This is a genomic window from Pseudomonas sp. MF09150 (genome assembly GCF_059862355.1).
In genome coordinates this window covers 1,661,166-1,685,053 of the sequence record NZ_JCBCUS010000001.1, presented here as the reverse complement: position 1 = coordinate 1,685,053, position 23,888 = coordinate 1,661,166, and the positions used below count along the sequence as shown (strand labels likewise).

18 protein-coding genes are annotated in these 23,888 nt (G+C 61.8%); 12 read left to right on the top strand and 6 right to left on the bottom strand.

The features are described 5' to 3' along the window. The first annotated feature begins 68 nt into the window (after window positions 1-68). The 3 genes from acnD (at window position 69) to prpD (ending at window position 5,683) form a co-directional block, all read left to right on the top strand. On the top strand, window positions 69-2,660 hold the full coding sequence (gene acnD, locus AC19YX_RS07500; protein ID WP_500606004.1) for a Fe/S-dependent 2-methylisocitrate dehydratase AcnD: 2,592 nt from the start codon (window positions 69-71) through the stop codon (window positions 2,658-2,660). 60 nt (window positions 2,661-2,720) lie between these two features. After that, the gene (gene prpF, locus AC19YX_RS07495) at window positions 2,721-3,911 is read left to right on the top strand and encodes a 2-methylaconitate cis-trans isomerase PrpF (RefSeq protein ID WP_500606003.1); all 1,191 of its coding nucleotides are present in this window, start codon (window positions 2,721-2,723) and stop codon (window positions 3,909-3,911) included. Window positions 3,912-4,198: 287 nt separating this feature from the next. After that, a complete protein-coding gene (prpD, locus tag AC19YX_RS07490; RefSeq protein ID WP_500606002.1) occupies window positions 4,199-5,683 on the top strand; it encodes a 2-methylcitrate dehydratase in 1,485 nt (494 codons plus the stop codon). A gap of 138 nt (window positions 5,684-5,821) precedes the next feature. On the opposite strand, the gene AC19YX_RS07485 is transcribed toward prpD, so the two are convergent. Then, the gene (locus AC19YX_RS07485; protein ID WP_500606141.1) at window positions 5,822-6,724 is read right to left on the bottom strand and encodes a DMT family transporter; all 903 of its coding nucleotides are present in this window, start codon (window positions 6,722-6,724) and stop codon (window positions 5,822-5,824) included. Window positions 6,725-6,868: 144 nt separating this feature from the next. Here AC19YX_RS07485 and AC19YX_RS07480 point away from each other — a divergent pair, with 144 nt between their 5' ends. Then, window positions 6,869-8,293 carry an aminotransferase-like domain-containing protein gene (locus tag AC19YX_RS07480; protein WP_500606001.1) on the top strand — a complete coding sequence of 475 codons (1,425 nt, stop codon included), beginning with the start codon at window positions 6,869-6,871 and terminating at the stop codon, window positions 8,291-8,293. Window positions 8,294-8,338: 45 nt separating this feature from the next. Here AC19YX_RS07480 and ppsR read toward each other — a convergent pair whose 3' ends face one another. After that, the gene (gene ppsR, locus AC19YX_RS07475; RefSeq protein WP_020300346.1) at window positions 8,339-9,157 is read right to left on the bottom strand and encodes a posphoenolpyruvate synthetase regulatory kinase/phosphorylase PpsR; all 819 of its coding nucleotides are present in this window, start codon (window positions 9,155-9,157) and stop codon (window positions 8,339-8,341) included. Window positions 9,158-9,331: 174 nt separating this feature from the next. On the opposite strand from ppsR, the gene ppsA reads away from it, so the two are divergent. The 8 genes from ppsA (at window position 9,332) to AC19YX_RS07435 (ending at window position 17,478) form a co-directional block, all read left to right on the top strand. After that, the gene (gene ppsA, locus AC19YX_RS07470; RefSeq protein ID WP_020300348.1) at window positions 9,332-11,707 is read left to right on the top strand and encodes a phosphoenolpyruvate synthase; all 2,376 of its coding nucleotides are present in this window, start codon (window positions 9,332-9,334) and stop codon (window positions 11,705-11,707) included. A 101-nt stretch (window positions 11,708-11,808) separates the two neighbouring features. Then, window positions 11,809-12,798, top strand: a complete 990-nt coding sequence (locus AC19YX_RS07465) for an alpha/beta fold hydrolase (protein WP_500606000.1) — start codon at window positions 11,809-11,811, stop codon at window positions 12,796-12,798. Between the two features lie 264 nt (window positions 12,799-13,062). After that, window positions 13,063-13,554: a ribonuclease E activity regulator RraA gene (gene rraA, locus AC19YX_RS07460; protein ID WP_020300350.1), complete on the top strand. Its 492-nt coding sequence runs from the start codon at window positions 13,063-13,065 to the stop codon at window positions 13,552-13,554. 25 nt (window positions 13,555-13,579) lie between these two features. Next, window positions 13,580-14,575, top strand: coding sequence for a divalent cation transporter CmaX (gene cmaX, locus AC19YX_RS07455; RefSeq protein ID WP_020300351.1), 996 nt, complete (start codon window positions 13,580-13,582; stop codon window positions 14,573-14,575). 64 nt (window positions 14,576-14,639) lie between these two features. After that, window positions 14,640-14,885: a hypothetical protein gene (locus AC19YX_RS07450; RefSeq protein ID WP_020300352.1), complete on the top strand. Its 246-nt coding sequence runs from the start codon at window positions 14,640-14,642 to the stop codon at window positions 14,883-14,885. A 2-nt stretch (window positions 14,886-14,887) separates the two neighbouring features. Beyond that, on the top strand, window positions 14,888-15,712 hold the full coding sequence (locus tag AC19YX_RS07445; RefSeq protein ID WP_016964357.1) for a mechanosensitive ion channel family protein: 825 nt from the start codon (window positions 14,888-14,890) through the stop codon (window positions 15,710-15,712). Between the two features lie 87 nt (window positions 15,713-15,799). After that, complete coding sequence (sigX, locus tag AC19YX_RS07440) at window positions 15,800-16,390, top strand: RNA polymerase sigma factor SigX (RefSeq protein WP_102047916.1); 591 nt, start codon at window positions 15,800-15,802, stop codon at window positions 16,388-16,390. A 107-nt stretch (window positions 16,391-16,497) separates the two neighbouring features. Further along, window positions 16,498-17,478, top strand: a complete 981-nt coding sequence (locus AC19YX_RS07435) for an OmpA family protein (RefSeq protein ID WP_078471147.1) — start codon at window positions 16,498-16,500, stop codon at window positions 17,476-17,478. Between the two features lie 96 nt (window positions 17,479-17,574). Here AC19YX_RS07435 and cobA read toward each other — a convergent pair whose 3' ends face one another. The 4 genes from cobA to nirB are packed head-to-tail and all read right to left on the bottom strand — an operon-like array spanning window position 17,575 to window position 23,822. Then, on the bottom strand, window positions 17,575-18,327 hold the full coding sequence (gene cobA / locus AC19YX_RS07430) for a uroporphyrinogen-III C-methyltransferase (RefSeq protein ID WP_500605999.1): 753 nt from the start codon (window positions 18,325-18,327) through the stop codon (window positions 17,575-17,577). 10 nt (window positions 18,328-18,337) lie between these two features. Continuing rightward, complete coding sequence (locus AC19YX_RS07425; RefSeq protein WP_500605998.1) at window positions 18,338-21,055, bottom strand: nitrate reductase; 2,718 nt, start codon at window positions 21,053-21,055, stop codon at window positions 18,338-18,340. Next, complete coding sequence (nirD, locus tag AC19YX_RS07420) at window positions 21,055-21,372, bottom strand: nitrite reductase small subunit NirD (protein WP_078471150.1); 318 nt, start codon at window positions 21,370-21,372, stop codon at window positions 21,055-21,057. The genes AC19YX_RS07425 and nirD overlap by 1 nt, the downstream gene beginning before the upstream one ends. After that, a complete protein-coding gene (gene nirB / locus AC19YX_RS07415; RefSeq protein ID WP_500605997.1) occupies window positions 21,369-23,822 on the bottom strand; it encodes a nitrite reductase large subunit NirB in 2,454 nt (817 codons plus the stop codon). The genes nirD and nirB overlap by 4 nt, the downstream gene beginning before the upstream one ends. Between the last annotated feature and the right edge of the window lie 66 nt (window positions 23,823-23,888).

The following is a 23,888-nucleotide window of genomic DNA, read 5'->3' as shown; positions in this document are numbered from 1 at the left end:
GGGGGCAGGCTTCCATTCCATGCAGCGCCGCACGCTTCCTTTGAAACTACCGTGACCGAGTCCTGACGATGAACACTGAATTTCGCAAAACGCTGCCCGGCAGCCGCCTGGATTATTTCGACACCCGCGCGGCGGTCGATCAGATCGCCCCCGGCGCCTATGACAGCCTGCCGTACACCTCGCGGGTGCTGGCGGAAAACCTGGTACGCCGCTGCGATCCGGCAACCTTGAGCGCTTCGCTGCGCCAACTGATCGAACGCAAGAGCGACCTCGACTTCCCCTGGTACCCCGCGCGGGTGGTGTGCCACGACATTCTCGGCCAGACCGCGCTGGTGGACCTGGCCGGCCTGCGCGACGCGATCGCCGACCAGGGCGGTGACCCGGCGCTGGTCAATCCGGTGGTGCCGACCCAGTTGATCGTCGACCATTCCCTGGCGGTCGAGCGCGGCGGCTTCGATCCCGAGGCGTTCGAGAAGAACCGCGCCATCGAAGACCGGCGCAACGAAGACCGTTTCCACTTCATCAACTGGACCAAGAAGGCGTTCAAGAACGTCGACGTGATCCCGCCGGGCAACGGCATCATGCACCAGATCAACCTGGAGAAAATGTCCCCGGTGATCCAGGTGCGCGATGGCGTGGCCTTCCCTGATACCTGCGTCGGCACCGACAGCCATACCCCTCACGTGGATGCCCTGGGGGTGATCGCGATTGGCGTTGGCGGCCTGGAAGCCGAGAGCGTGATGCTTGGGCGAGCGTCGTGGATGCGCCTGCCGGAAATCATCGGCGTCGAGCTGACCGGCAAGCTGCAACCAGGCATCACCGCCACCGACATGGTGCTGGCGCTGACCGAGTTCCTGCGGCAGCAGAAGGTGGTGGGCGCCTGGCTCGAATTCTTTGGTGAAGGTGCGTCGGCCCTGACCCTGGGCGACCGCGCGACCATCTCCAACATGGCCCCGGAATACGGCGCCACTGCAGCGATGTTCTACATTGACCAGCAAACCATCGACTACCTGAAACTCACCGGCCGCGAAGAGCAGCAGGTGCAACTGGTGGAAAGTTACGCCAGGCACACCGGCCTCTGGGCCGAGAGTCTGAAGACCGCGCGTTATGAGCGTGGCCTGCAGTTCGACCTGTCTTCGGTGGTGCGCAACATGGCCGGGCCCAGCAACCCCCATGCACGGGTGGCCACCAGCGACCTGGCAGCCAAGGGCATTGCCGGCCAGTGGGATGACGTACCGGGGCAGATGCCCGACGGCGCGGTGATCATCGCCGCCATCACCAGTTGCACCAACACCAGCAACCCGCGCAACGTGATCGCCGCCGGCCTGATCGCGCGCAACGCCAACAAGCTGGGCCTGACCCGCAAGCCCTGGGTCAAGTCGTCCCTGGCGCCGGGCTCGAAAACCGTGGCCCTGTACCTGGACGAAGCCGGCCTGACCAAGGAACTGGAGCAGTTGGGATTCGGCGTGGTGGCCTTTGCCTGCACCACCTGCAACGGCATGTCCGGGGCCCTGGACCCGGTGATCCAGCAAGAGATCATCGACCGCGACCTGTATGCCACGGCGGTGCTCTCGGGCAACCGCAACTTCGACGGGCGCATCCACCCGTACGCCAAGCAGGCATTCCTCGCCTCGCCGCCGCTGGTGGTGGCCTATGCGATTGCCGGCACCATCCGCTTCGATATCGAGAAGGACGTGCTGGGCCTGGACACCCAGGGCAACGAAGTGCGACTCAAGGACATCTGGCCCAGCGATGAAGAGATCGACGCGGTGGTCAAGGCCTCGGTCAAGCCGGAGCAGTTCCGCCAGGTGTACATCCCGATGTTCGCCATCCACGAAGACACCGGGCCCAAGGTCGAGCCGCTGTACGACTGGCGCGAGATGAGCACCTACATTCGGCGCCCGCCGTATTGGGAAGGGGCCCTGGCCGGCGCGCGCAGCCTGAGCGGCATGCGCCCGCTGGCGGTGCTGCCGGACAACATCACCACCGACCACCTGTCGCCGTCCAACGCCATCATGCTCGACAGCGCCGCTGGCGAGTACCTGGCGAAAATGGGCCTGCCGGAAGAGGACTTCAACTCCTACGCCACCCACCGTGGCGACCACCTGACCGCCCAGCGCGCGACCTTTGCCAACCCCAAACTGTTCAATGAAATGGTCCAGGAAAACGGCAAGGTCAAGCAGGGTTCCCTGGCGCGGATCGAGCCCGAAGGCCAGGTCACGCGGATGTGGGAAGCCATTGAAACCTACATGCAGCGCAAGCAGCCGCTGATCATCATCGCCGGCGCCGACTACGGCCAGGGTTCGTCCCGCGACTGGGCGGCCAAGGGTGTGCGCCTGGCGGGGGTCGAGGCGATTGCCGCCGAAGGTTTCGAGCGTATCCACCGCACCAACCTGGTGGGCATGGGCGTGTTGCCGCTGGAGTTCCTGCCGGGTACCAACCGCAAGACCCTGGGCATCGACGGCACCGAGACCTTCGACGTGATCGGCGAGCGCACGCCGCGCGCGACCCTGACCCTGGTGATCAACCGGCATGACGGCGAGCGACTGGAAGTTCCGGTTACCTGCCGTCTCGACACCGCAGAAGAAGTATCGATCTATGAGGCGGGCGGCGTGTTGCAGCGCTTTGCCCAGGATTTCCTCGAATCGGCTACGGCCTAAGTGGCGCGCCGGGGGCCGACTGCAAGGTCGCGCCCCCGGCCTTATCAGGACCAGATTTCCATGGCTTTCGTACCGCAAATCAAGATTCCCGCCACCTACATGCGCGGCGGCACCAGCAAAGGTGTGTTCTTCAACCTGCAGGATCTGCCCGAAGCGGCGCAGTTGCCCGGCGCGGCCCGTGATGCGTTGCTGCTGCGGGTGATCGGCAGCCCCGACCCGTACGACAAGCAGATTGACGGCATGGGCGCGGCGACCTCCAGCACCAGCAAGACGGTGATTCTGTCGAAAAGCATCAAGGCCGATCACGACGTCGATTACCTGTTCGGCCAGGTCGCCATCGACAAGCCCTTCGTCGACTGGAGCGGCAACTGCGGCAACCTGTCGGCGGCGGTCGGTTCCTTCGCCATCAGCAGCGGGCTGGTGGACGCAGCCCGGGTGCCGCAAAACGGCGTGGCCGTGGTGCGTATCTGGCAGGCCAACATCGGCAAGACCATCATCGCCCACGTGCCGATCACCGAAGGTGCGGTACAGGAAACCGGTGATTTTGAACTCGACGGCGTGACCTTTCCCGCCGCCGAAGTGCAATTGGAGTTCATGGACCCGGCGGCCGAGGAAGAGGGCGCGGGCGGTTCGATGTTCCCCACCGGCAACCTGGTTGACGACCTCGAAGTGCCGGGTGTCGGCACGTTCAAGGCGACCATGATCAACGCCGGGATCCCGACCATCTTTATCAATGCGCAAGACCTGGGTTACCAGGGCACCGAACTGCAGGGCCAGATCAACGGCGATCCCAAGGCGCTGGCGATGTTCGAGACCATCCGCGCCCACGGCGCCCTGCGCATGGGGCTGATCCAGCACCTGGATCAAGCCGCTACGCGCCAGCACACACCCAAGGTGGCTTTTGTCGCGCCGCCGGCCGACTACACCGCGTCCAGCGGCAAGGCGGTCAAAGTCGGTGATGTCGACTTGCTGGTGCGGGCGTTGTCCATGGGCAAGCTGCACCACGCGATGATGGGCACTGCGGCAGTGGCCATCGGCACGGCGGCAGCGATCCCCGGCACCCTGGTCAATCTCGCGGCCGGTGGCGGTGCGCGCAGCGCGGTGCGTTTCGGCCACCCCTCGGGCACCCTGCGGGTCGGCGCCGAAGCCAGCCAGGCCAATGGCGAGTGGACGGTGGTCAAGGCCATCATGAGCCGCAGCGCCCGGGTGCTGATGGAAGGCTGGGTGCGGGTGCCGGGCGACAGTTTCTAAGAGCAGAGGAGTTTGGATGGGGGAGCTTGCCGTGGCGAGGGAGCTTGCTCCCGCTCGGCCGCGCAGCGGTCGTAAAACCTGAGCACGCGATTTACCTGCTGCAACGCATGGGCCGCCTTACGGGCGGCTACGCCACCCAGCGGGAGCAAGCTCCCTCGCCACGATTGCTGATAGTGATGTTGTTATCGAGTAGCTGAGCAGGCGCAGACCTGCGATGCCGTTATTGACCTGACCTGTGCCTGAGGAATCGACCCTACATTCGACCCTGTAACTGGAGTGAATCGCTCATGAGCGCCAACGTTGACCTCAACAACCGTCCCGACTACGACCAGGTCCTGCAGGACATTGCCGACTACGTCCTGACCTACCGCGTCGACTCGCCCGAAGCCCTCGACACCGCCCGCAATTGCCTGATGGACACCTTGGGCTGCGGCCTGCTGGCCCTGCGTTTTCCGGAGTGCACCAAGCACCTGGGGCCGATCGTCGAAGGCACCGTGGTCCCCTTCGGCGCACGGGTGCCGGGCACCAGTTATCGCCTGGACCCGGTCAAGGCGGCCTGGGACATCGGCTGCATCGTGCGCTGGCTCGACTACAACGACACCTGGCTGGCAGCAGAGTGGGGGCACCCTTCGGACAACCTCGGTGGCATCCTCGCCGTGGCCGATCACCTGTCGCAAAAGCGCGTGGCCAATGGCGAGGCGCCACTGACCGTGCGGGCGGTGCTGGAGGCGATGGTCATGGCCCATGAAATCCAGGGCGTGATTGCTTTGGAAAACTCCTTCAACCGGGTGGGTCTGGACCATGTGCTGCTGGTCAAAGTGGCCTCCACTGCGGTGAGTGCCAAGTTGATGGGTGCCAATCGCGAGCAGTTGCTGGCGGCGTTGTCCCACGCCTTTGTCGACGGCCAGGCACTGCGCACTTACCGCCATGCGCCGAATGCCGGTTCGCGCAAATCCTGGGCTGCGGGGGATGCTTCCAGCCGTGGCGTGCGCCTGGCAGATATCGCCCTGCGTGGCGAGATGGGGATTCCCGGGGTGCTGAGCGCGCCGCAGTGGGGGTTCTATGACGTGCTGTTCAGCCATACCAACAAGGACCTGGCGCTCAAGCCCGAGGGCCAGCGCCGGTTCAGCCTGTCGCAGAAATACGCCAGCTATGTGATGGAAAACGTGCTGTTCAAAATAAGCTTCCCCGCCGAGTTCCATGCCCAGACCGCCTGTGAAGCGGCGGTGACCCTGCATCCGCTGGTGCGCAATCGCCTGCACGAGATCGAGCGCATTGTGATCACCACCCACGAATCGGCCATCCGCATCATTTCCAAGGTCGGGCCGCTGGCCAATGCCGCTGATCGCGACCACTGCATCCAGTACATGACCGCCGTACCCTTGGCGTTTGGCAACCTGGTGGCCGAGCAGTACGAAGATGAATTCCACGCCGCGCACCCGATCATCGATCAGTTGCGCGAGAAAATGCAGGTGGTCGAAGAGCCGCGCTACACCCGCGAATACCTGGAGGCCGACAAGCGCTCGATTGCCAATGCCTTGCAGGTGTTTTTCAGGGACGGTTCCAGCACCGAGCAGGTGGTGGTGGAATACCCGATCGGCCATCGTCGGCGCCGCGCCGAAGGCATCCCGCTGCTGGAAGACAAGTTCAAGGCCAACCTCGCCACCCGCTTCACCGCCCAGCGCTCGGCGCAGATCTTCGCCCTGTGCAAGGACCAAGCACAGCTCGAAGCCACACCGGTGCAGCGCTTCGTCGACCTGTTCGTGATCTGACCAGCGCCCATCCACCCTGTAGCTGATGCCTAGCCTGCGAGGCTGCGCTGGCCCGACCTAACGCCGTGGCGTGTCAGGTGTACCCACGGCGTTGAAGATGGCCAGCGTCCGAACGCGGCCCGAGCCTCTCGGCGGTGGCTACAGAGGCGCTTTGGCCTTAAACAACCACTTCTCCACCGGCAATTTGGTGATGGCAAACCCGGTCAATAACACCGCCGAGTACATCAGCAATTCCCGCGACAGGCTTTGCCCTTCGTACCAGGCGCCGATCATCACCGCGAACACCGGGAAGATGATAAACACGAACGACAGAATGATCGGGCTCAGGCGCTTGAGCAGCAGGAAGTACACGATAAAACCGCCCACCGATGCCACCAGCCCCAGGTACAGCAGCGCGCCCCAGGAGCGCGGGCTGATCGTGCCGAAACTCGGGCTCTCGACACACAGCCCGATCACAAACAGCATCAGCCCGGCAATGCCGATCGGCAGGGTGTTGTAGGTGATAACGCTGATGGCGCTGCCTTGCTGCTTGGTGATGACGTAGCACAAGGCGTGCAGCACCGCGGCGGCAAGAATCGCCACCACGCCAAACAGCTCGGCGTGGTCCAGGTGCAGGCCCTGACTGCGGATGATCATGTACAGGCTGGCAAAGCCGATGGCGATCCCGACCACCTGCGAGGTGTAGATTTTCTCCCGCAGGAAGATCGCGGAAAAAATCAGGATAAACACCGGCATGCAACTGAACAGCAAGGCCGTGAGCCCGGAAGAAACGTGCATCTCGCCGTAGTTCAGCAGGTAGTAGGGCAGGCTGAAATAGCACAGGGTGACGAACACGAAGAACCAGCGCTTGGAGCGGGGAAACAGGATCGGCTCGCGGCGTACCAGGGCGAAGCCGAGAAACAGCGGAAAGGCGATCAGAAACCGCAGGCCGGCGGCGGTCAGGGGCGGCACACTTTCCACGGCGATCTTGATGCCGAGCCAGGTGGTGCCCCAGCTCAGGCAGACGATCAGAAACAGCACGCTGGTGATCAGACCGGCCAGCCAGGGCTTGGAGACACGGGTGTTGCTGTGTATGGCTGTTGAGGTAGTCAACCTGGGATTCCTTTCATGAAGCGGAATTGACCTCTATATTGAGCGGGTCTGTTCCGGTAATTGAACCTGTAAAGCACGCTATTAGGGAAAATGATGGCTGTCAAAGTAAGTATTGACATGGTGTCAATGATCCGATCCGCACTCGAATCGGAGGTCGGCCCCAAGTACCAGCGCCTGGCCGGCGCTATCGATGACGGCATTGTTCAGGGGACCATTGCCCCGGGCAGCAAATTGCCGCCCCATCGCCTGCTGGCGGACAGCCTGGGAGTGACCATTGGCACCATCAGCCGCGCCTACGGCGAGCTGGAGCGTCTGGGGCGGGTGGTGGCGCGGGTCGGCGATGGCACCTACGTGCGTCAGCAGGGCATGGAGCGCCAGCGTGATGCGGGCTTTCGCAACGTCAGCGATGAACCGCCGGCCAGCTTCGACATGAGCCGCAACACCCATATCCCCGGGCCGGAAATTGCCCTCATGGCGCAGGGGCTGCACGCCTTGGCCCAGGACCTTGCGACTTTGCATGACCTCAGCCGCTACAGCGCCGAGGCCGGCCTGGTGCGTCATCGTGCGGCGGGCGCGCGCTGGCTGTCGCAGGAGGATTTCACTGCGCAGGCCGAGCAGGTCATTTGCGTCAATGGCGCCCAGCACGGGCTGCACATTACGTTGATGGCACTGCTCAAGCCCGGGGACACTCTGGTCACCGAACAATTGACCTACCCTGGCCTGATCAGCACCGCGCGCATGCTCGGGATCAAGCTGATCGGCCTGGAGATGGACGCGCAGGGCCTGCTCCCGCAGGCCCTGGATGAGGCCTGCCGCAACCATCGGGTGGTGGCTCTGTATTGCACCCCGAGCTTGCAGAACCCGACCACCGCGGTGCAGTCGCCAGCCCGGCGCCAGGCCATCGCCGAACTGGGTCGCCAGCACAATCTGCTGCTGATTGAAGATGAGGCCCATGCGGTGCTGATGGACCAGCGCCCGGCGCCCCTGAGTCATTTCGCCCCCGAGCGCACGGTGTTGATCGGCAGCCTGAGCAAGGCGCTGGCGGCCGGGTTGCGGGTAGGGTTCGTGCATGCGCCGGTGGCGCTGGTGGACCGTTTGGCGGCGGCGGTTCGCGCGACCTGCTGGATGGCCACGCCGTTGACCCTTGAGCTGGCTTGTGCCTGGATCGAAAGCCCGGTGGCCGAGGCCCTGCGGCAACAGCAGATCGCTGAAATCCGCCGGCGCAAGGCCTTGGTCGAAGGCCTGTTGGCGGGGCTGGAGTGGCGCAGTCCACCCGGTAGCCCGCATTTCTGGATCAAGGTCCCCGAGCCATGGCGCGCCTCGGAAATCGAGGCTGAACTCAAGCGCAACCACTACCTGATCGCCACCGCCGAAGCGTTTGCCGTGGGGCAGGCGGCCGTGCCGCAATACATTCGCGCCAGCGTCTGCAACACCTCGGACGATGATCGGTTGTTGGTGGCGGGGTTTGGCGCCTTGGCCCGGGCGCTGGGGCAGGGCGACGGGGCGAGCGCCTGGTAAATCGCCGTGGCTAAGGCGCAAACGCCTTCGCCACGGGGGAGGGGCTTACTTGAAACGGCGTTCCACGCCTTTTTCGACGAGGATTTTTGCCGAAATCTCTTCCACCGAAAAATGCGTGGAGTTGATGTGGGGGATGTTTTCGCGACGGAACAGGTTTTCCACCTCGCGCACCTCGAACTCGCACTGGGCGTAGCTCGAATAGCGGCTGTTGGGTTTGCGCTCGTTGCGGATCGCGGTCAGGCGGTCGGGGTCGATGGTCAGGCCGAACAGCTTGTGCTGGTGCGCGCGCAAGGCGTTTGGCAGTTGCAGGCGCTCCATGTCGTCCTCGGTCAGCGGGTAGTTGGCCGCGCGAATGCCGAATTGCATGGCCATGTACAGGCAGGTCGGGGTTTTGCCGCAGCGCGAAACGCCCACCAGGATCAGGTCGGCCTTGTCGTAATAGTGGGTGCGGGCGCCGTCGTCGTTGTCGAGGGCGAAGTTCACCGCCTCGATGCGCTCCATGTAATTGGAGTTGTGGCCAATGGAATGGGACTTGCCGACCGAATACGACGAGTGCTCGCTCAACTCCTGCTCCAGTGGGGCGAGGAAGGTCGAGAAAATATCGATCATGAAACCATTGGAGGTCGCGAGGATCTCACGAATGTCCTGATTGACGATGGTGTCGAAGATGATCGGGCGAAATCCGTCCTTTTCGGCAGCGATGTTGATTTGTTGTACCATGGCCCGCGCTTTTTCCACGCTGTCGATGTACGGCCGCGTGAATTTGCTGAAGGTGATGTTTTCGAACTGCGCCAACAGGCTTTGGCCGAGGGTTTCGGCCGTAATGCCGGTGCCGTCGGAAATAAAGAAAGCAGATCGTTTCATTTGCACCTTGGGCCTTAAGCTAGTGACGAATCTTGGATATGATAGGCGCGATTTGCCGGCCTGGAATGGCCCGCATTCTCACTTATTTTCCAGGTCCAGGCCATATAGCGGGCAATTGCTCCTTCGAGCAGCCGGCTTCTGAGCTTTTCCAACACAGTTAGTGGAGAGATCACCTTGGTAGAGTACGTAGTTTCCCTCGATAAGCTCGGCGTCCATGATGTAGAGCATGTGGGGGGCAAGAACGCATCCCTGGGCGAGATGATCAGCAACCTCGCGGGCGCCGGCGTATCGGTCCCCGGCGGCTTCGCCACGACGGCTCAGGCCTACCGTGATTTTCTTGAACTCAGCGGTCTCAACGACCAGATCCATGCGGCACTCGATGCCCTGGACGTCGATGATGTCAACGCCCTGGCCAAGACCGGCGCACAGATCCGTCAATGGATCATGGAAGCCGAATTCCCCGAGAAACTTAACGCCGAGATCCGCACCGCCTTCGCCGCGCTGTCGGCCGGCAACCCCGATATCGCCGTAGCCGTACGCTCCTCTGCGACGGCCGAAGACTTGCCGGACGCCTCCTTCGCCGGCCAGCAGGAAACCTTCCTCAACATCCGTGGCGTCGAGAACGTGATTCGCGCCGCCAAGGAAGTGTTTGCCTCGTTGTTCAACGACCGCGCCATTTCCTACCGCGTGCACCAAGGCTTCGACCACAAACTGGTCGCCCTGTCTGCCGGCGTGCAGCGCATGGTGCGTTCGGAAACCGGCACTGCCGGCGTGATGTTCACCCTCGACACCGAGTCGGGCTTCCGTGACGTGGTGTTTATCACCGGCGCCTACGGCCTGGGTGAAACCGTGGTCCAGGGCGCGGTCAACCCCGACGAATTCTACGTCCACAAAAACACCCTTGAAGCCGGTCGCCCGGCCATCCTGCGCCGCAACCTGGGCAGCAAGGCCATCAAGATGATCTACGGCGACGAAGCCAAGGCCGGCCGTTCGGTGAAAACCGTCGATGTCGACAAGGCCGAACGCGCCCGTTTCTGCCTCAGCGATGCGGAAGTCAGCGAGCTGGCCAAGCAGGCGATGATCATCGAGAAGCACTACAAGTGCCCGATGGACATCGAATGGGCCAAAGATGGCGACGACGGCAAGCTGTACATCGTTCAGGCCCGTCCTGAAACCGTGAAAAGCCGCACCCAGGCCAACGTGATGGAGCGTTACCTGCTCAAGGAAACCGGCACTGTGCTGGTGGAAGGCCGTGCCATCGGCCAGCGCATCGGTGCCGGCAAGGTGCGGATCATCAAAGACGTTTCCGAGATGGACAAAGTCCAGCCCGGCGACGTCCTGGTGTCCGACATGACCGACCCGGACTGGGAGCCGGTGATGAAGCGCGCCAGCGCCATCGTCACCAACCGTGGCGGCCGTACCTGCCACGCGGCGATCATCGCTCGCGAGTTGGGGATCCCGGCGGTCGTTGGTTGCGGCAACGCCACCCAACTGCTGAAGGAAGGCCAGGGCGTCACCGTATCCTGCGCCGAAGGCGACACCGGCTACATCTTTGAAGGCGAGCTGGGCTTCGACGTCAAGAAGAACTCGGTCGATGCGATGCCTGACCTGCCATTCAAAATCATGATGAACGTCGGCAATCCGGATCGCGCCTTCGACTTCGCCCAGTTGCCCAACGCCGGTGTCGGCCTGGCCCGCCTGGAATTCATCATCAACCGCATGATCGGCGTGCACCCCAAGGCGCTGCTGAACTACGCCGGCCTGCCGCAGGAAATCAAGGACAGCGTCGACAAACGCATCGCTGGCTATGACGACCCAGTCGGCTTCTACGTCGAGAAGCTGGTGGAAGGCATCAGCACCCTGGCCGCTGCGTTCACGCCGAAAAAGGTCATCGTGCGCCTATCGGACTTCAAGTCCAACGAATACGCCAACCTGATCGGCGGCAAGCTGTACGAGCCGGAAGAAGAAAACCCGATGCTGGGCTTCCGTGGTGCCTCGCGCTACATCAGCGAATCCTTCCGTGACTGCTTCGAGCTCGAGTGCCGTGCCCTCAAGCGCGTGCGCAACGAGATGGGCCTGACCAACGTCGAGATCATGGTGCCGTTTGTCCGTACCCTGGGCGAAGCCAGCCAAGTGATCGACCTGCTGGCTGAAAATGGCCTGAAGCGGGGCGAGAACGGCCTGCGCATCATCATGATGTGCGAGCTGCCTTCCAACGCGATCCTGGCGGAAGAGTTCCTCGAATTCTTCGACGGTTTCTCCATCGGCTCCAACGACCTGACCCAGCTGACCCTGGGCCTGGACCGTGACTCCGGGATCATCGCGCACCTGTTCGATGAGCGTAATCCGGCGGTCAAGAAGCTGCTGGCCAACGCCATTGCCGCCTGCAACAAGGCCGGCAAGTACATCGGCATCTGCGGCCAGGGTCCTTCGGACCACCCAGACCTGGCCAAATGGTTGATGGAGCAGGGTATCGAGAGCGTCTCGCTGAACCCCGACTCCGTACTGGAAACCTGGTTCTTCCTGGCTGAAGGTCAGGCTGCGGTCTGATCGGTGAATGAAGGCCCGGCCGGCCACGTGTCGGCCGGGCCTTTGAGATTCAAGTAGGGCGGGCTCCATCTGGATGCCGCCCTTTTTTGTGCAAGAGCATTATGCAAAGCAGCAGCAACCTATTTCCCGTCGCCTTGATCAGTGCTGAACGTCGAGGCGACCTGAGTGAAGACGTGTACCGCCTGAAGCCGGGTAACAGTCCGGACAGCACGGTGGAGATCGCCGTTACCCGTTTGGGCCTGGCTGATGAGCCTGAGGCTCGTGGTGTTCCGGTGATCTTGCTTCACGGCAGTTTTTCCAACCGCCGCTTCTGGTTTTCCCCCAAGGGCCTGGGTCTGGGCGCATACCTGGCCCGTGCCGGTTTTGATGTGTGGATCCCTGAGATGCGTGGCCATGGCCTGTCGCAGCGCAACGCTGGCTATCGCAAGAATCGTGTCGCCGACTATGCGCGTTACGACCTGCCGGTCATTGGCGCCTTCGTGCGCGAGCAGAGTGGGCAGGTCCCGCACTGGATCGGCCATTCCCTGGGGGGGATCACCCTGGCCGCGGCCTTGGGCGGACAGTACCTGGGCGAGCCGGCTGTGGCCTCGGCGGCCTTTTTTGGCAGCCAGGTCAGCCGCACGTACTGGCCGTTGAAGATTCCACCGGTGGAGTGGGGCGGTCGTTTTGTTCTCAAGCGCTTTGCCCAGCTCTCGGGGTCGCGGCTCAAGCGTGGTCCGGAAGACGAGCCGATCGGCCTGGCGTTGGAAAGCATGCGCTGGTACGGCCTGTTCGGACGTTTCGGCGACAGGGACAAGGATTGGTGGGCCGGCCTGGCCGAGGTCCAGATGCCGGTGCTGGCCGTCAGCGCCGCGGGCGATCATCAGGACCCGACCTGGGCCTGTCGCAAGCTTTATGAGCAGCTAGGTTCCGAGCACAAACAATTTGTCTGTCTGGGGCGCGAGCAGGGTTTCAGCGGTAATTTCGGGCATGTCGAAATGCTGGTGAGCAAAGCGGCGCAGGTTGAAGTCTGGCCGTTGGTTGCCCGCTGGTTGACCGACCAGCAGGCGCTGCTGCTGACGCCGGCACCTGATCTGGCCGCCGTGGTTTGATGCCGGGGCGCTGACAAGAGCATTTCGCTCGGCCCGGGTTGCGGCTAAGATATGACGCATTGAGCTGTTTTGGTCATATTCAGTTACGAAGTGGGAATTGTGTTCGTGTTGCTTGTTTCGGGCGTCGGCCGTTGATGGTCGAGCCTGATGTCGCATGATTCCCACCGCAGCATTAAACCTGCGCGGTCTGGGCTCGTTTCATCAATACAGTGCCCGGGTTTGCGGCATCTTCAATCGTGGTCTTTCTGTTACAGGAGTTTCTCGATGAATCATTACCTCACTCCCGACCTGTGCGACGCCTATCCGGACCTGGTGCAGGTGGTTGAACCGATGTTCAGCAATTTTGGTGGCCGAGATTCCTTCGGCGGCGAAATCGTGACCATCAAATGCTTCGAAGACAACTCGCTGGTCAAAGAGCAGGTCGATCTCAAGGGCGATGGCAAAGTATTGGTGGTCGACGGCGGCGGTTCGCTGCGTCGTGCCCTGTTGGGCGACATGCTGGCCGAGAAAGCAGCGAAAAACGGTTGGGAGGGCCTGGTGATCTACGGCTGCATTCGCGATGTCGACGTCATTGCGCAGACCGACCTCGGTGTCCAGGCGCTGGCCAGCCATCCGATGAAGACCGACAAGCGCGGCATTGGCGATCTCAATGTGGCCGTGACCTTTGCCGGCGTGACATTCCGCCCGGGTGAATATGTCTATGCCGACAATAATGGTGTGATCGTTTCGCCCAGCCCGCTGAAAATGCCTGAATAAACAGTCGACCTAGCAAGGGATGAGGATGTTCGAGGAAGAAAACGCGCAGTGGGGCCTGGTACATGCCCTGATTCTGGATGGTAAAGGCGGTGCGCGTTCGATTGCCCGGACTGAGCTCGACGAGTTGCAACTGCAGCCCCATGAAAGCCTTTGGCTGCACTGGGATCGCAGTCATCCACAGACTCAGACCTGGCTGCGCCGCTCCAGCGGCCTGAGCGAGTTCAGCTGTGACCTGCTGCTCGAGGAGAACACCCGGCCGCGCCTGCTGGCATTGCCGGACTCCGAGTTGCTGCTGTTTTTGCGCGGTATCAACCTCAATCCCGGGGCCGAGCCGGAAGACATGGTCTCGGTGCGCATCTTCGCCTCGGCCCAGCGGGTGATTTCCCTGCGTTTGCGTCCGCTGCGAGCCACTGACGAGTTGCTGGTGCAACTGGCCGATGGCAAGGGCCCGAAAACCGCCTCGGAGCTCATCCTTTATATGGCGCAATACCTGACCCACAAGGTTCAGGATCTGGTCAGCGACCTCTCTGAAGTGGTCGATGGCGAAGAAGAAAAACTGGATGCCGACGAACGGTATACGCCGGAGCATGGCAGCATTTTGCAGATCCGTCGGCGAGCGGCCGGGCTCAAGCGTTTTCTCGCGCCGCAGCGGGATATTTTCGGCCAGCTCAGCCGCATCAAATTGCCCTGGTTTGCCAATGACGACGGCGACTACTGGAACGAATTGAACAACAGTCTGACCCGTTACCTGGAAGAGCTGGAATTGACCCGGGAGCGCGTGGGGCTTGTGCTGGAGGCCGAAGATCGGCGCTTGAGCGTGCGCATGAATCGCACCATGTACCGCTTCGGGATCATCACCGGGATTTTCCTGCCGATGAGTTTTCTTACCGGCTTGCTGGGCATTAACGTCGGCGGCATTCCGCTTTCCGCCAGCCCCTATGGCTTCCTCGTGGCGTGCCTGCTGTTGGCCAGCGTGGCGCTGGGCCAGTGGTGGTTATTCCGACGTTTGCGCTGGGTCTGACGAATGAGCCATGTGACCCGAAGAAATTTGATCGCGTCTTTCACAGACATCACGAGAGGTGCGTATGCACGATCCGTTTGAACAGTCTTTGCGTGACATGCTGAAAGCGACGCCGTCCAGCCGTGACGACGACGCTTGCCTGGGCCGCGTACTGAAAACCGCCAACCGCCAGGTCGGTGCCGGTGATCTGTTCAGCCTGCTGGGCCGTTGGCTGCCAGCGTTGATGATCGCCTTGAATAACGGATCGGCCCACGTCGCGCCGGTGTCCCGTCGTAAACCTACTGCTCGCACTGCTGATAAGGCTGATTGAATATGGAACTTGATCTCTGGACTCAGAGCCTCGTCACCGCGATGACTGCGTTGTGGACCAAGGTAGCGAATTTCATTCCTAACCTGTTCGGCGCCCTCGTGGTGCTGTTGCTGGGTTTTGTCGTGGCCAAGTTGCTGGACACGCTGCTCTCCAAATTACTGGCCAAGCTGGGCCTGGATCGCCTGATGGGCGGCACCGGCTTGACCAAGCTGCTGTCCCGCGCCGGGTTGCAAGTGCCGATCTCGACCTTGATCGGCAAGATCGTGTATTGGTTCGTGTTGTTGATATTCCTGGTTTCTGCTGCCGAATCCCTTGGCCTTGAGCGAGTTTCAGCTACGCTCGACATGCTGGCGCTGTATTTGCCCAAGGTCTTTGGTGCTGCGCTGGTACTGCTGGTGGGGGTTTTGCTGGCGCAACTGGCCAACGGCCTGGTGCGCGGTGCTGCAGAAGGTGTGGGTCTGGATTACGCCAGCGGCCTGGGGCGGATTGCCCAGGGCCTGGTAATTATCATCAGTATTTCGGTCGCGATCAGCCAGTTGGAGGTCAAAACCGACCTGCTCAACCATGTGATCGTGATTGTATTGATTACCGTTGGTCTGGCAGTTGCCTTGGCCATGGGATTGGGAAGCCGGGAAATTGCCGGGCAGATTCTTGCGGGAATCTATGTGCGTGAGCTGTATCAGGTTGGGCAACAAGTACGCGTGGGCGAGGTCGAAGGTCAGATCGAAGAGATCGGCACGGTTAAAACTACACTGCTGACCGAGGAGGGTGAGCTAGTCTCTCTTTCCAATCGGATCCTGTTGGAGCAGCACGTAAGTAGCCGCTAACCCGGCAAACCCTGCTAATGTATGCCGCCGCAAAATGCCCTGTCCGGGATGCGGCGGACATTGACCTGACTGTCGGCCCGACTCGTTTTGAATAAAGCCCAATCGTTATCCATGCGCTACGATCCCCGCGAGCTCTCCGATGAGGAGTTGGTTGCGCGTTCGCATGCGGAGCTGTTTCACGTAACGCGCGCCTATGAAGAGTTGATGCGGCGCTACCAGCGAACCTTATTTAATGTCTGTGCACGTTATTTAGGGAACGATCGCGACGCGGACGATGTCTGTCAGGAGGTGATGCTGAAGGTGCTGTATGGCCTGAAGAACTTCGAGGGCAAATCAAAGTTCAAGACGTGGCTATATAGCATTACGTACAACGAGTGCATCACACAGTATCGAAAGGAGCGGAGAAAGCGTCGATTGATGGACGCTTTGAGTCTTGACCCCCTCGAGGAGGCGTCTGAAGAGAAGGCGCCGAAACCTGAGGAAAAGGCCGGACTTGACCGCTGGTTGGTGCATGTGAATCCGATTGACCGAGAAATTCTGGTGCTACGATTTGTCGCAGAACTGGAGTTTCAGGAGATCGCGGATATCATGCATATGGGTTTGAGTGCTACAAAAATGCGGTACAAACGAGCTCTTGATAAATTGCGTGAGAAATTTGCAGGCATTGCTGAAACTTAGTTCGGCGCAAATATCTCTTACGTCTAGGTGAGTTCTGATAGACTTACCGCCGAGTTGTCCCCCGGTATGTGGGACTGCTTTACAATCACCAGATGGGGATTTAACGGATGAAACTGAAAAACACCTTGGGCATTGCCATTGGTTCTATTGTTGCCGTGACTTCGTTCGGCGTTCTGGCGCAAGGCCAAGGCGCGGTCGAGGGTGAACTGTTTTACAAAAAACAGTACAACGACAGCGTTAATCACGTTGAAGACGGCTTCAACCCAGGCGCATCGATCGGTTACTTCCTGACCGACGACCTGTCGTTGAACGCTACCTACGACAAGACCAACCACACCCGTTCTAACGACGGCACTGGTAACCAGAAAATCAAGGGCGACAACTTCGGCCTGAACGCTCAGTACCACTTTGGTACCGTGGGTGACGCTCTGCGTCCATACGTTTCCGGCGGTGTTGCTCACAAGAGCATGACCAACGTTGAGGTCGACGGCCACAACGGTCGCGATCAGTCGACTTTCCTGACTGCTGGCGCTGGTGTTAAGTACTACTTCACCGACAACCTGTTTGCACGTGCCGGCGTTGAAGCCGACTACAAACTGGACAACGGCAAGTGGGACTACGCTCCTACCGTTGGTCTGGGCGTGAACTTCGGTGGCAGCGGCGGCAAAGTTGCTCCAGCACCTGCTCCAGCACCAGCTCCAGTAGCTGAGCCAGAGCCAGAAGCTCCGGTTGCTGAAGTTGTTCGTGTTGAGCTGGACGTGAAGTTTGACTTCGACAAGGCTGTGGTTAAAACCAACAGCTACGGCGACATCAAAAACCTCGCTGACTTCATGAAGCAGTACCCACAAACCACCACCGTTGTTGAAGGTCACACTGACTCCGTCGGTCCTGACGCTTACAACCAGAAACTGTCTGAGCGTCGTGCAAACGCCGTTAAGCAAGTTCTGACCAACCAGTACGGTGTTGAGTCGAACCGCGTTCAATCCGTTGGTTACGGTGAGTCCCGCCCAGTTGCTGACAACGCAACTGAAGCTGGCCGCGCTGTTAACCGTCGCGTAGAAGCGTCGGTAGAAGCACAAGCTAAGTAATTAGCTTTGTAGCTCAGAAAAACCCGGCCTAGGCCGGGTTTTTCTTTGTCCGCGATTTGAGCCCTGGTCCTTGCGCCGCCAGCCATTCGCCAGGCGCTACGCAAGCTGGACAAGCAGGCTGTCGGGCGCGTCCTCGATGCTTGCAGCGGCTGCAACCTTGCCTATCACCAGGATTGCCGGGCTCTGCAGCTGGAAATGCAGTGCCGCGTCGTGCATTGTCTCCAGGGTGCAGCGGCATTCCCGCTGTTCTGGCAGTGAGGCGTTTTCAATCATTGCCACCGGTGTCTTTGCAGCAAGCCCCCCTTTGAGCAGTTGCTCACGAATGTCCGCGAGTTTCGCCACCCCCATGTAGATCACCAGCGTCGTGCCACTTTGCGCCAGGGCTTGCCAATTCAGGCTGCTGCCATCCTGGGTATGGGCCGTCACCAGCGTGACGCCACGGGCGACGCCGCGCAGGGTCAGAGGGATATCGCAGCGCGTCGCCCCGGCAAGGCCGGCGGTGATGCCATTGACCAATTCCACTTCCACGCCGCGTGCCCTGAGCCACTGCGCCTCTTCGCCGCCGCGTCCGAAAATGCACGGGTCGCCACCCTTGAGGCGCACCACGCATTTGCCCTGGCGGTTGTAGCGCAGCATCAGGCGGTGAATGAAGTCCTGAGGTGTGGAGCGACAGCCACCGCGCTTGCCGACATGGACAACCCGTGCTCGGGGGCAGTGCTCCAGTAGCGCGTGGTTGACCAGGTCGTCGATCAGTACCACCTCGGCTTCGCCCAGGGCGCGGACGGCCTTGAGGGTCAACAATTCGGGGTCGCCGGGGCCGGCACCTACCAGCCAGACTTTTGCGCTCATGTATTTTTCCTCACAAGGTGATGGCGATCGGCTGCGCCGAGGCAGCCAGCAGACGTTTGATTTCCGGGATGCATGACCCGCATTGGGTGCCGCAGCCCAGTTGCTGTTTCAGGCCGTCGAGGTCCAGGCCACGTTCGATGCCGGCAAAAACCGCGTTGAGGCTGACGTTCTTGCAGTTGCACAAGGTCTTGTTGCTAGGCGACGACAGGCCGGCGGCCCCAGGTGGGGTGCTCATGGGCGCCAACAGCCAGCGGCGCAGTTGTTCATCGGCGCGGCCTTCCAACCACAGGTTGTGCAACCAGTGCTGGGCCAGAGTTTCACCGGCCAGGCGGATGGCGATGATTCGCCCCTGTTCGATTCGCACCCGTTTGCCGATGGCGCGTCGCGGATCGTCGTAAGCCAGGACAGGGCCGTGGCTCAGACCCAGTAAATGATCGATGTCCTTGAGCAGCAACGGGTCTGGTGCCTGGGCATGCGCCGCGCGAATCAACAGGGCAGGCCGTTCACGGCCGGTGAGGCTCAGGCTCAGGTAGGAAAAGCTGTCGCACAGTGGCCGCAACGCCTCGAAATGTTGCTGCACATCGCCCTCGATCAGGGCGAACAGATGCCATGGCAGCTGCACCGGCTCCAGGCGCACACCGCTGTGCTTGAGTTCCGGCTGCTTGGACAATGGGTCAAACGCCGATTGGGTGACGGCGTTGATGCCGCCCTTGAGAAAACGATCGCCCCAGTGCATTGGTAAAAAAGCCTGGCCTGGGCGTACGCCGTCGTCGCTGCCCACGGCGACGATCACGCTGCCGCGGCGGCTTTTGAGGCTGACCAGATCGCCATTTTGCAGGCGATGTCGCCGCAGCTCGTCCGGGTGCAGGCTCAGTACGGCTTCGCTGACATGGCCGAACAGCTGCGCGGCGGTGCCGGTGCGGCTCATGCCGTGCCACTGGTCGCGCAGGCGACCGGTAATCAGGGTCAGCGGGAACCGCGCATCACGTTGTTCCTTTGCCGCCTGGTAGGGGTCGCAGACAAACTGGGCGCGGCCATTGGCTGTCGGGAACACGCCATCGCCATAAAGGCGCGCGGTGCCGTGTTCGACGCCCGATGGAAACGGCCATTGCTGCGGCCCGAGGCGGTCGAGCAGGGCATGGCTGATTCCGCATAGATCCAGGTCGCGGCCTTGGGTCAGGTGTTTGTATTCGTCGAATACCTGGGCCGGCTCGGTGAACCTGAACAAGCTTGGCTTACCGGGACGCAGTTGCTGTTCCAGGCGCTGGGCGAAGTCCACGGTGATGGCCCAATCCGGGCGTGCTTCGCCCGGGGCCTTGATCGCCCGGCGGACGTGGGAGATGCGGCGTTCGGAGTTGGTCACCGTGCCGTCTTTTTCACCCCAACTGGCGGCGGGCAGCAGCAGGTCGGCGAACGGCGCGGTTTCGGTGGTGCGAAACGCTTCCTGCAACACCACGAATGGGCAAGCCTCGAGGGCTGCACGAACTGATTGCTGGTCGGGCAGCGATTGCGCCGGGTTGGTACAGGCGATCCACAGCGCCTTGATGCGGCCGCTTTTCACCTGTTCGAACAGCTCGATGGCGGTAAGCCCGGTGCGCTCGGGCAACTGTTCGACCCCCCAGTAGTGGGCGACTTGCGCGCGATGCTCGGGGTTGGCCGCTTCGCGGTGTCCGGGCAGCAGGTTGGACAGGCTGCCGGTTTCGCGACCGCCCATGGCGTTCGGCTGACCGGTCAGAGAGAAGGGGCCGGCACCGGGTCGGCCGATCTGGCCGGTGGCCAGGTGCAGATTGATCAGGGCACTGTTTTTCGCGCTGCCCGAGGTGGACTGGTTCAGCCCCATGCACCACAGGGAAAGGAAGCTCGGCGCAGTTCCAATCCACTGCGCGCACGCCTGTAGCTGCTCGACATTGATCCCGCAGAGCTGGGCCACCATGTGCGGGGTGTAGTCGCGCACCAGGGTTTTCAACGGCGCCAGGCCTTCGGTGTGGGCCTCGATAAAGGCGCGGTCCACCCAGCCTTCCCACAGCAGCAGGTGCAGGATGCCGTGGAACAATGCGACATCGGTGCCCGGCAGGATGGCCAGGTGCAGGTCGGCGAGGTCGCAGGTATCGGTACGACGCGGGTCGATGACGATGACTTTCATCTGTGGTCGCAGGCGCTTGGCTTGTTCCAGGCGGCGAAACAGTACTGGATGGGCGTAGGCCATGTTACTGCCTACTATCATCACGCAATCACTCTGTTCCAGGTCTTCGTAGCTGCAGGGTGGGGCGTCGGCGCCCAGGCTGCGTTTGTAGCCGACCACTGCCGAAGACATGCACAGCCTTGAGTTGCTGTCGATATTGTTGGTGCCGACCAGCGCTCGGGCCAGCTTGTTGAAGACGTAGTAGTCCTCGGTCAGCAATTGCCCGGACAGGTAGAAGGCCACGCTGTCCGGGCCGTGTTCGGCGATGGTGGCGGCAAACACGTTGGCCGCATGCTGCAACGCACTGTCCCAGTCGGTGCGGCTGCGGGGCAGGCGTTTGCCCAGGCGCAATTGCGGGTACAGCGCACGTGCCGCGAGGTCGCCGGTCAGGTGCAGGCTGGCTCCCTTGCTGCACAGTTTGCCGAAGTTGGCCGGGTGCGCCGGGTCGCCGCTGACGCCCAGGATCTGCTGGCCGTCATGCTCGATCAGCACGCCGCAGCCGACCCCGCAGTAACAACAGGTCGAAGCGGTCGTCTGGCGGCTCATCAGCCTGCATCCCGCAGCGCCAGCAGGACCCGGCCATTTTCCACCCGGGCAGCATGCTGGTGTGCACAGCCTGTATCGGGGGCCTGGGCTTGGCCTGATTCGAGGTCGATCTGCCAGTTATGCAACGGGCAGGCGACTTTCTTGCCGTAGATCAGCCCCTGGGACAACGGGCCGCCCTTGTGCGGGCAGCGGTCATCGAGGGCAAAGACCTGGTCGTCGCTGGTGCGAAAAATGGCGATGGCGCCCTTGGGCCCGTCGACGATGCGCGCGCCGAGGGCGTTGATGTCTTCCAGGGCGCAGATATCCTGCCAGTTCATGCCGGCACCTCCAGGTTGTTCAGGGGGATCAGGTCGAATTCTTTCTTCAGCAACGGCTGCTGCAGGCGCTCTTTCCACGGGTCCTGCTCGAACGACAGGGAGAATTGCAGGCGTTCGTTGAGTGCCTTGCGCCGCTGCGGGTCTTCCACGACCGCGCGTTTGATGTGGTCCATGCCGACCCGTTGCAGGTAGTGCACGGTGCGCTCCAGGTAGAAGGCTTCTTCGCGGTACAGCTGCAGGAAGGCACCGTTGTACTCGCGGACTTCCTCGGCGGTCTTGAGCTTGATCAAGAACTGCGCGACCTCGGTCTTGATCCCGCCGTTGCCGCCGATGTACAGCTCCCAGCCGGAGTCGACACCGATAATCCCCACGTCCTTGATCCCGGCCTCCGAGCAGTTGCGCGGGCAGCCGGAGACTGCGAGCTTGACCTTGTGCGGGGACCACATATTGAACAGGTCGTGTTCCAGCTCGATCCCCAGTTGCGTCGAGTTTTGCGTGCCGAAGCGGCAAAACTCGCTGCCGACGCAGGTTTTCACGGTGCGGATGGACTTGCCATAGGCGTGGCCCGAGGGCATGTCGAGGTCTTTCCACACGCCAGGGAGGTCCTGCTTCTTGATCCCCAGGAGGTCGATGCGCTGGCCGCCGGTGACTTTCACCATGGGCACCTGGTACTTGTCCGCGACATCGGCAATGCGCCGCAACTCAGACGGGTTGGTCACGCCCCCCCACATTCTCGGCACCACCGAATAGGTGCCGTCTTTCTGGATGTTGGCGTGGGCCCGTTCGTTGATCAGCCGCGACTGTGGATCGTCCCTGGCTTCACCCGGCCAGGTGGAAATCAGGTAGTAGTTCAGCGCCGGGCGGCAGGTGGCGCAGCCATTGGGCGTACGCCAGTTGAGGTAGCTCATGGTGTCGGCGATGGTCAGCAGGTGCTGTTCGCGGATGGCCTGGCGGATCTGCCCGTGGTTGAGGTCGCTGCAGCCGCAGATGGCTTTTTCGCTTTTCGGCTTGACGTCCGCTGCGCCGCCGACGGTGTTGATCAGGATCTGCTCCACCAGGCCGGCGCAGGAACCGCAGGAGCTGGCGGCCTTGGTGTGTTTCTTGACCTCGTCGACGCTGAACAGCCCGTGCTCCTGGATCGCCTTGACGATGGTGCCCTTGCACACTCCATTGCAGCCGCAGACTTCGGCGTTGTCGGCCATGCCCATGGCTTTGTCCTGACCTTGATGGCCGACATCGCCCAGCGCGTTTTCGCCGAACATCAGGTGGTCGCGGATCTCGCCAATCCCATGGTTCTCGCGGATCTGCCGGAAGTACCAGCCGCCGTCTGCGGTGTCTCCATACAGGCAGGCCCCGACCAGCACGTCATCCTTGATCACCAGCTTTTTGTACACGCCGCCGATGGGGTCGGAGAGGGTGATGGTTTCGGTCCCTTCTGCGCCCATGAAGTCGCCGGCGGAAAACAGGTCGATGCCGGTGACTTTCAATTTGGTTGAGGTCACCGAGCCCTGGTAGCGCGCGAAGCCCAGTTGTGCCAGATGGTTGGCGCAGACCTTGGCCTGTTCGAACAGCGGCGCCACCAGGCCGTAGGCGATGCCGCGATGGCTGGCGCATTCGCCGATGGCGTAGATACGCGGGTCGTAGGTCTGCAGGGTGTCGTTGACCAGGATCCCGCGATTGCACGGGATCCCGGCTTTTTCCGCCAGCTCGGTGTTGGGGCGGATACCGGCGGCCATCACCACCAGGTCGGCGGGGATGATGTCGCCGTTCTTGAACTGCACCGAGCCCACCCGGCCATTGCCGGCATCATGCAGGGCCTGGGTTTGCTCGCTCAGGCGAAAGTGCAGGCCTCGGGCTTCGAGGGCGGTTTGCAGCAGTTGGCCACTGGTCTGGTCCAGTTGCCGCTCCAGCAGCCATTCGCCGATGTGCACCACGGTGACGTGCATGCCACGCAGCATCAGGCCGTTGGCCGCTTCCAGGCCGAGCAGGCCGCCGCCGATCACCACCGCGTGTTTGTGGGTCTTGGCGGTGTCGATCATCGTTTGAGTATCGGCGATGTCGCGGTAACCGATGACCCCCTGCAGGGTGTTGCCGGGGATGGGCAGGATAAACGGCGTCGAGCCGGTCGCGATCAACAGGCGATCGTACTCGGCCTCGGTGCCATCCTCGGCCATCACGCGGCGCCTGGCCCGGTCGATCTGCACCACCTTGCGGTTGAGCAGCAACTTGATCTGGTTATCCAGGTACCAGTCCAGGTCGTTGAGCACGATCTCGTCGAACGACTGCTCGCCGGCCAGGACCGGCGAGAGCAGGATGCGGTTGTAGTTGGTGTGGGGCTCGGCGCCGAAGACCGTGATGTCGTACAGCTCGTTGCTCAGCTTGAGCAGTTCTTCCAGGGTACGGACCCCGGCCATGCCGTTGCCGATCATCACCAGTTTGAGTTTTTTCATCAGGTTCTCCGTGAGCTCAGGCGGTGGGTGGGGCCTGGCTCGACAAATCGCACAACAAAAAAGGCG